Source organism: Bacteroidia bacterium, from assembly GCA_025056095.1.
Taxonomy (GTDB): domain Bacteria; phylum Bacteroidota; class Bacteroidia; order JANWVE01; family JANWVE01; genus JANWVE01.
The window spans coordinates 1-8,180 of the sequence record JANWVW010000123.1 but is presented as its reverse complement, the minus strand read 5'-3'; the positions used below and the strand labels follow the sequence as shown (position 1 = coordinate 8,180).

Genomic DNA, 8,180 nt, shown 5'->3' with positions numbered 1-8,180 from the left:
AGCGTAGCCCGTAGCACGCCGACCTTGTGGGCATGAGCGCAAGCGAAACGCCCACAAGGGCACGCCCAAAAAATTAACATTCAATTCAGCATCGTTTCTTATGTGGTATAGGTAGCTAAAACACTCTTTCCACCTACTACACTTGTATTTAACTCAACCTGTAAATCAACCCAAGTGGGCATAAGTACATCTACCCGCGAACCAAACTTAATAAATCCTATTTCCTGCCCTAAACTAACAGTTTCATTTTGTTTGAGATAACACACAATCCTGCGAGCCATAGCTCCTGCAATTTGCCGCATGGCAATTAAAATGTGTTCATTTTGTATTTCTATGTAAGTCCGTTCATTTTGTAAAGATGCCTTGGGCTGCCAAGCAGGGCGATGACTCCCCGCAAAGTATTCCACCTTTTTTACTACTCCCGATATAGGACTGCGATTGACATGCACATCAAAAGGACTCATAAAAATAGAAACCTGTATCCACTCCTTACCTTGATGCATAACCTTCTCAATGACTACCACCTTTCCATGAGCAGGAGCTACTACTACATTACTCTGCTGTGGAACACAAACACTCGGATTTCTAAAAAATTGCAATACAAACAACCATAACACAGTACTTACACAAGCTACACTAATCGCACCAAAAGTATACTTTGGATACAAAAAATAACACGAACTATAAACTAAAACTAACCCAAATGTAGCCCATAAAATAGTTTTGTATCCTTCTCTGTGTATCATCTATTTTTCAATTATTTTGAAAAGTTCGTCTAATTTGGGCGTCAAGATAATTTCGGTTCTACGGTTTTTTGCTCTACCTTCGGCAGTAGAGTTATCTGCACGAGGTACGAATTCTGCTCTACCTGCTGCTGTAAGTCTTTTTTCAGGTACTTTGTACTCTTGGCTTAATATGCGTACGATGCTATTTGCACGCGCGGTGCTTAAATCCCAATTGTCTTTGTAGAGAGCATTTTTTATAGGCAGGTTATCAGTATGTCCTTCTACTAAAATATCAATATCGGGATTTTTAAGCAGCACGGTTGAAAGTTTTTTAAGCGCTTCTTTTCCTTTTTCCTCTACTGTGGCGCTACCTGATTTGAATAAAAGCTTGTCGTTCATCAACACGTATATTCTACCGTTTTTCATTTCTACGGAAAGTTCATCTTTATTAAAACCTAATAAAGCATTTTTGACCACAGTGTTAAGGGCTTTTAGGGCTGAATCTTGGCGACTCATAATTGCTTCCAATTCTGCCACTCGTTGCTCTTTTTGTTTGAGTAAGCGTTCTCTTTCAGCTAATTCTTTATCCTTCTCTTGTAATTTTTTATCTCGTTCTGCAATAGATTGCTGTGCACTTTTTGAGAGCATTTCATTTTTTTCTTTTTCGGCTTTGAGTTTTTTTTCCAAAGCTTTGATAATTGAGTCTTTTTCCTGATTGATATTTTTCAAGTAAGCAATTTCTGTGTCTTTGTCCAAAATGGATCTACCTTTTCTTTGAAGTTCATTTTTTTGAGCATCAATAATACTTTGAAGGTTTTGTTTCTCGCTTTGATATTCTTGATTAAGTTTTTGATAATTTTGTTTTTGTTGAGCAAGTTGTGTTTCGCACTCTTTATTTTTTTGGTTAAGCTGTTGATTTTCTTGTTGGGCATTTTTGAGCTCATTTTGCAGAACACGTATTTTTTTACCTTTTTGTGTAGTATCTGCCTTGAGCGAATTATTTTCATTACAAAGTGCATCTCGTTCTTTTAGTAACGCTTTGAATCGCTTGCCATCAGTCAAATAGACCTTAGTTTTTCCACCTTCGTTGCACTTTTTGGGCATAGCGCAGTGAGAGATAAAAATCCAAACCCCTGACAAAATAAAGAATACTCCAAGCTTTTTAAGCATGGTACAAAAATAAAGGTAAAAACAGAGTTTATCTCCAAGAACAATCGGTAAATTTATTTACTACATGCCATAATCTAGTTCAAAAGATAATTTAGAATAGGCAACGTAAGTTTATGCTGTACTATTTTCGCAAAAGGGAATTGTGCGACAATTTAAAATAAACTTTTGTATGCAATTTTTTAATCATTTATTTGTGTCCAAAGTCTGCGGGATTTTCGCCCCATTTATCTGTTTCCCATTTTTTTACAGCGGTAGAGTAAGTATGTTGGTGAAGCCAATCTACGGCATGGTCTATAACTCGCCATATTGGTTCAGTAATTTCATTACGTGCTAATTGAGTACACACTGTTTTTCTCTCTACCCACTTAATAGCAACTTTGGAATCTGAATAAATAGTATGAATGAGCAAATTATGTTTTTGAATGAATGCTAATGCATCCACAATAGCCAAAAATTCGCCAATGTTATTTGTACCTATATCGAAAGTTTTCCTAAAAAGTTCCTCTTGTGTATCAGTTTTTACTGCCCTGTATTGCATTGCACCTGGGTTACCTCGGCAAGCTGCATCTACACAAATTGTGTGTTCAAATAAGTCCTTTGGTAAAAGGATGTTTTTTTTGTTAGAATGAAGATTAAAATACTCCCAACCTGACCTGAAAGCTGCTTGTGCTTCGCTAAGCGAACTAAAACTCTTGTATTTTGCGCCTTTATATCCCTTAACCAAAGGTAAGACCTTCTCCCATGAGTCAAATATCCCAATGGATAAACCTTCCCATACCACGTAATACTTCTTTTTCATTTATGACAAATGTGCTGTAAATTTATAGGCTGTTTGAGAAAAAATACTTAACTTTGCAAAGCTATGGAAAACAATAAATTTGATGCAGAGCAAATTCGCAAGAATCTTCAAGAGACTTCCCAAATATCTATGGAAGCTATGCGCGCAATGGTAGAAAACTTGAACCAACAAATGGAATTAGCTATGCAAACGAACAAAAAAATGGCAGAAATTCTAAGCGCGCAAATGGATGCTATGACCAAAAATAACATTGAAATGATGCAAAAAATGGCAGCACTTATCAACAAACAAATGGAGAAAATAAACACACAAAAAAAGGAGCAGTAAGCTAACCTTTTTATTTGCATAAAAAGCAGATTTCGGTCTGCTTTTTATTTTTTATGTGATTGAATAAAACTGTACAAAGGTGCTGAACTCAACACTTTTTTTTATCTAATTTTTAGTGTTACTTTGCAAGCATGATGACGTACGACGAAATTGTAGCTTTACTGGGAAATCAAGCAGACTATTTGCTCAATCATGAATGTAAAACCATTAGTAAAGAGTTATTACACAAACCGAATCCAAATTTTATTGACCAAGTATGGGTTGGATCGGACAGAAACCCACAAGTACTTCGGAGTTTAGGACAGTTGTTTGGCAGCGGAAGGTTGGCTAATACAGGTTATTTGTCTATTTTACCTGTAGACCAAGGCGTAGAGCATTCAGGTGGAGCTTCTTTTGCCCCTAACCCCATCTACTTTGACCCTGAAAACATCATAAAGTTGGCAATTGAAGGGGGATGCTCTGCTGTGGCAACTACTTTTGGAGTATTAGGTGCAGTGGCACGTAAGTATGCCCATAAAATTCCTTTTATTGTCAAAATTAACCACAATGAGTTTTTAACTTATCCCAACAAATATGACCAAATTTTGTTTGGTACTGTAAAAGAAGCTTGGAATTTAGGTGCAGTTGCCGTAGGTGCTACAATCTATTTTGGTTCGCCTGAGTCTTCCCGACAAATTGTAGAAATAGCTGAAGCTTTTGCTCTAGCCCATGAACTTGGCATGGCTACTATCCTTTGGTGCTATACGAGAAACAGCGCTTTCAAAACCAACGAAAAAGACTATCATACAGCTGCTGACCTTACAGGACAAGCTAATCACCTTGGGGTTACTATCCAAGCAGATATTGTTAAGCAAAAACTACCTACTAACAACGGAGGTTTTACTGCCCTTAAATTCGGTAAGACTCATGAAAAAATGTACACTCATCTTACTTCTGACCACCCTATTGACCTGTGTCGTTATCAAGTAGCGAATTGCTACATGGGCAGGGTAGGTTTAATCAATTCAGGAGGAGAGTCCAAAGGGGCTACTGACCTTGCAGAAGCTGTTTTTACGGCTGTGGTAAATAAAAGAGCAGGAGGCGCAGGTTTAATTTCTGGTAGAAAGGCGTTTCAAAAGGATATGAAAGAAGGTATAAAACTGTTAAATGCTATCCAAGATGTGTATTTGAATGATAAAATTACGATTGCTTAATTGAAGTGCGTGTCTAAGTGAAAAAGAAAATGCTTGGGCGACTCACTTACAAGGGTCGCCCAAAAAAATATCTATTATTCTAACTTATTCCTCAGATGCTAATGCTTCTGCACCACTTACAATTTCTGTAAGTTCTGTGGTAATTGCAGCTTGTCTAGCTCTATTGTAACTGATATTAAGCTGATGAAGTAGTTCGGCTGCATTTTCTGTAGCTGTATCCATAGCTGTCATGCGAGAAGCTTGTTCGGCTGCATTAGAATCCAAAAGAAAACGATAAAAGTTTATTTTGAGAGACTTAGGTATCAAATCTTTAATTATGGTTTCGGGCGAAGGTTCAAAAATATAATCGGTATTGTTTTTAGGCTTACTGGAAGTTTGAGCAAACATTTGCTCTGCTTTGATAGGCAAAAAAGGTTCTACTATTCTCAATTGCGAAATTACATTCTTAAATTGGTTATACACTACCTCTACTACATCGTACTTCTCTGACTTAAAATCTTCCATTATTTTATCAGCAATAGATGCAGCTACTTCAAAAGAAAGTTTTTGAAAAATTCCTGGGTATTGGGCTACTACCTTATAGTTTCTACGAGTAAAATAATCTGCACCCTTTTTTCCGACACAAACTAAGTGGACATTTCCTTTTTGATGCTGCGTATGATATTTCTCTTCAATAGTTTGCAAAGTAAGTTTGATGATAGCTGAATTAAAGGCACCGCACAAACCTCTATCTGCTGTAATAACTACCAAAAGAACATTATTAACAGGTCTTTCTACTAAGTATGGGCTTCCTTCTACGGCATCGGCGTTTTGAGAGAGGTTAGCCAAAATTTCTTGAAGTTTATTGACGTAAGGGCGAATTTGTATTATGCTGTCTTGTGCTTTTTTGAATTTAGACGCAGCTACCATTTTCATCGCTTTGGTAATTTGCTGCGTACTTTTAACTGCTTTTATTCTATTCCGTATTTCTTTTAGGTTACCCATGCTGCGAAATAAGGAAAATTTTACTGAACTACAATACTTTGAATTAAACTTTCATCTACCAATATACGCCCACAATTTTCACAAAAAATAATCTGTTTCATTAACCGTACTTCTGTGCGCCGCTGTGGAGGAACTGCATTAAAACACCCTCCACAAGATTCTCTTTGAATAGGTACAACTACTAATCCGTTCCGTACATTATCGCGGATGCGCTTATAGCCATTAAGCAAACGAGCTTCTATTTTGGCTTCGGCTTTTTTTCTCAATTCCAAGTAATACTCTTCTTCTTTTCGTGTACTTTCTAAAATTTGAGTTAATTCGGATTTTTTTGTGTTTAGTTCAGCTTTTTTGGCAGCAATCAATTTTTTGGTTTCTTCTAATTGCTTTTTACTCTCTTCTATGGGTTCTTTTCGGTCTTTGATATGCTTTTCGCAAACTTCAATTTCTAATTTTTGCAAGTCAATTTCTTTGCTTAAAGCTTCAAACTCTCTGTTATTTTTGACATTATTTTGTTGCTTAGTATACTTTTCAATTTTGGCTTTGCACTCTTTTATAGTGATTTCGTAGTTTTTAACTTCGCTTTGAAGCGTGTGTAAGTTTTCCTCAATTTTTCTAAAACGGTTTTCTAATCCAATCAATTCATCTTCTAAGTCTTTAACTTCATTGGGTAAGTCGCCACGAATTTTTTGAATTTCATAAATTTTAGTATCAATAGCTTGTAAATAGGCTAGGTTAATGAGCTTTTGTTCTATCGGATTGGTAGTAGTTTCCATATCAAAGCGTGCAAAGTTACAAATAATTTTCTAATTGGACAAGTTAGGTTCTTGCCACCTGCCATCTTCTTTGATTAAGTTAATCAGTTCATCTAACGCGTCTTTTTCTAAAACTCCTTTTTTGACTATCTCTTTACCTCGCCAAAGGGATACTACTCCAATCCCCGTACCTACATAGCCATAGTCTGCGTCTGCCATCTCTCCAGGTCCATTGACAATACAGCCCATTACGGCAATTTTTACACCCTTTAGATGCTCTGTTTTAGCTCTAATTTTTGCAGTTACTTCTTGAAGGTTAAACAAAGTTCTGCCACAAGATGGACAAGAAATATATTCTGTTTTAGTAATACGACTGCGAGCCGCTTGTAACACATTGAACGTAGTTTTTATACTGTCCTTATTAACCTGCCCCGCTACAAAAACCCCATCGCATAAGCCATCGGCTAATAAAGCGCCCAGCTCACTGCCTATTCTCACTTGATAGGTTTCCATATCTTGATTTAGGTAGTGATGATAAGCAAATACTACGGGATTTTGCAAGTTTAGCTCCATTAACCTATGTACTACGCGGTGGTAGTAGCGAGCATAATGATTGGAAGTATCATTGAGTATAAAAACTGCGTTCGGATATTTTTGCAAAATATCTATGTACTCGCCGTTCCAAAAGACAGTACAATCATTGATAGATAAAAAAAGCACGGGATTTTGTAAAGGTGCAATAGGAATAACATGCTCACTAGGGTCAATAAAAGGTAAGGGCTGATTGAGCGTAACAAACTCTTTCCACTGTAACAAAGGAAAACTATTTTCTTGTTTTAGTCTTCTCCAAGTAGGATAGTCGTAGATAAATTTGAGTCCCATAGGTGGGCTAAAAGTAACCGGCTGATTGCCAAGATATACATAATCTACTGCTGTATCGGAGCTATTCCATTTGTCAGACTGCGAATTATACGTGTAACCTAATTCTTGCATTAAAGTGTAATTCAAACTTTGGTCAGATACATCGGCTATTACACAAGGTACATGAGTGTGTCCAATATTTTCTAATTCAGTAGTTTTTCTCCGATTGTAGCTGTATGGATTGATAAGATAAGTTGTATATTCAGGTATAGGTTTGGTAGGAGGATTATTTTCCAATTCTTTGGCATACTGAACTAATTTTTTTGCCACAGGTATTTCAAATTCAGGATCTTCGGTGAGGGATACGCGAACAGTATCGCCTAAACCTTCTGCTAAAAGTGTTCCTATACCTACTGCGGATTTTAGTCGCCCATCTGGACCATCTCCTGCTTCGGTTACCCCAAGGTGTAAAGGATAGTTCCAACCTAATGCATCTATGCGTTTAACTAATAGTCTGTATGCTTGTATCATTACCCAAGTGTTACTGGCTTTCATAGAAAGCACTACGTTGTGATAGTTATGGTCTACGCAGATACGTAAAAATTCTAGCGCTGATTCTACCATTCCTTCGGGCGTATCTCCGTATCGGCTAAGGATTCTATCGGATAAAGACCCATGATTTGTGCCGATGCGCATAGCAGTGCCATACTCTTTGCATATTTTTACTAAGGGTGAAAATCGCTCATAAATTCGTTCTAATTCGGCTTGGTATTCGCTTTCGGTATATTCTTTTATTTGGAATTTCTTTTTATCTGCGTAATTCCCAGGATTGATGCGGACTTTTTCTACGATTCGGGCTGCTAATTCTGCGGCATTTGGTGTAAAATGAATATCAGCAATAAGAGGGGTGTTGTAGCCTCTTTTTCTTAGTTCAGCTTTGATGTTTCTAAGGTTTTCAGCTTCTTTTAAGCTTGGTGCGGTAATACGTACGTATTCACAGCCTGCTTCAATCATCCGAATACATTGTTCTACTGTGGCTTTTGTGTCCATAGTGTCTGTGGTGGTCATAGATTGCACGCGAATAGGATAGTTTCCGCCTAAGGGTACATCGCCAATGTAGACTACTCTGCTTTTTCGCCTTTGGTAGTGTGTCAAAGACTGATGGTGGATATCTACTCGGTTAGTCATACCTCAATTTTGAACACAAAAGTAATTTTCAAAGTGCAATATAAGGTAAATTGTGCTGTAATTTTTTCGTAACCACGTAGATATTTTAGTTTTTTATTTTTTTTGGCGTGCCCTTGCCCATACTTCGCTGCGCTTGTATGGGCAAGGTCGGCGTGCTACGGGCTACGCTATCGCTTCGGTG

At 37.3% G+C, this 8,180-nt stretch carries 8 protein-coding genes; 2 read left to right on the top strand and 6 right to left on the bottom strand.

Annotated elements, in window-relative coordinates; genetic code table 11:
- Nucleotides 1–98: 98 nt before the first annotated feature.
- The 3 genes from NZ519_09445 to NZ519_09435 all read right to left on the bottom strand — a co-directional run bounded on the left by NZ519_09445 (nt 99) and on the right by NZ519_09435 (nt 2,694).
- Nucleotides 99–746, bottom strand: coding sequence for a phosphatidylserine decarboxylase family protein (locus NZ519_09445; GenBank protein ID MCS7028977.1), 648 nt, complete (start codon nt 744–746; stop codon nt 99–101).
- Nucleotides 747–1,895, bottom strand: coding sequence for an OmpA family protein (locus NZ519_09440; protein MCS7028976.1), 1,149 nt, complete (start codon nt 1,893–1,895; stop codon nt 747–749).
- 187 nt (nt 1,896–2,082) lie between these two features.
- Nucleotides 2,083–2,694 (bottom strand): ribonuclease H family protein, encoded by a 612-nt coding sequence (locus NZ519_09435; GenBank protein MCS7028975.1) that lies wholly within the window; start codon nt 2,692–2,694, stop codon nt 2,083–2,085.
- A gap of 63 nt (nt 2,695–2,757) precedes the next feature.
- Between NZ519_09435 and NZ519_09430 the strand changes: the two genes are divergently transcribed.
- Together NZ519_09430 and NZ519_09425 are read left to right on the top strand one after the other, a co-directional pair.
- Nucleotides 2,758–3,021, top strand: a complete 264-nt coding sequence (locus tag NZ519_09430; GenBank protein MCS7028974.1) for a hypothetical protein — start codon at nt 2,758–2,760, stop codon at nt 3,019–3,021.
- A 134-nt stretch (nt 3,022–3,155) separates the two neighbouring features.
- On the top strand, nt 3,156–4,214 hold the full coding sequence (locus NZ519_09425; protein MCS7028973.1) for a class I fructose-bisphosphate aldolase: 1,059 nt from the start codon (nt 3,156–3,158) through the stop codon (nt 4,212–4,214).
- 84 nt (nt 4,215–4,298) lie between these two features.
- On the opposite strand, the gene atpG is transcribed toward NZ519_09425, so the two are convergent.
- The 3 genes from atpG to ispG are packed head-to-tail and all read right to left on the bottom strand — an operon-like array spanning nt 4,299 to nt 7,999.
- Nucleotides 4,299–5,198: an ATP synthase F1 subunit gamma gene (gene atpG, locus NZ519_09420; protein MCS7028972.1), complete on the bottom strand. Its 900-nt coding sequence runs from the start codon at nt 5,196–5,198 to the stop codon at nt 4,299–4,301.
- Nucleotides 5,199–5,218: 20 nt separating this feature from the next.
- Nucleotides 5,219–5,971, bottom strand: coding sequence for a C4-type zinc ribbon domain-containing protein (locus NZ519_09415; GenBank protein ID MCS7028971.1), 753 nt, complete (start codon nt 5,969–5,971; stop codon nt 5,219–5,221).
- Between the two features lie 30 nt (nt 5,972–6,001).
- The gene (gene ispG, locus NZ519_09410; protein MCS7028970.1) at nt 6,002–7,999 is read right to left on the bottom strand and encodes a (E)-4-hydroxy-3-methylbut-2-enyl-diphosphate synthase; all 1,998 of its coding nucleotides are present in this window, start codon (nt 7,997–7,999) and stop codon (nt 6,002–6,004) included.
- Between the last annotated feature and the right edge of the window lie 181 nt (nt 8,000–8,180).

Bases quoted from the DNA above. Each gene is read 5' to 3' on its own strand.
- atpG (MCS7028972.1), bottom strand. From the start codon at position 5,198: ATGGGTAACCTAAAAGAAATACGGAATAGAATAAAAGCAGTTAAAAGT.
- NZ519_09430 (MCS7028974.1), top strand. From the start codon at position 2,758: ATGGAAAACAATAAATTTGATGCAGAGCAAATTCGCAAGAATCTTCAA.
- NZ519_09445 (MCS7028977.1), bottom strand. From the start codon at position 746: ATGATACACAGAGAAGGATACAAAACTATTTTATGGGCTACATTTGGG.
- ispG (MCS7028970.1), bottom strand. From the start codon at position 7,999: ATGACTAACCGAGTAGATATCCACCATCAGTCTTTGACACACTACCAA.
- NZ519_09425 (MCS7028973.1), top strand. From the start codon at position 3,156: ATGACGTACGACGAAATTGTAGCTTTACTGGGAAATCAAGCAGACTAT.
- NZ519_09435 (MCS7028975.1), bottom strand. From the start codon at position 2,694: ATGAAAAAGAAGTATTACGTGGTATGGGAAGGTTTATCCATTGGGATA.
- NZ519_09415 (MCS7028971.1), bottom strand. From the start codon at position 5,971: ATGGAAACTACTACCAATCCGATAGAACAAAAGCTCATTAACCTAGCC.
- NZ519_09440 (MCS7028976.1), bottom strand. From the start codon at position 1,895: ATGCTTAAAAAGCTTGGAGTATTCTTTATTTTGTCAGGGGTTTGGATT.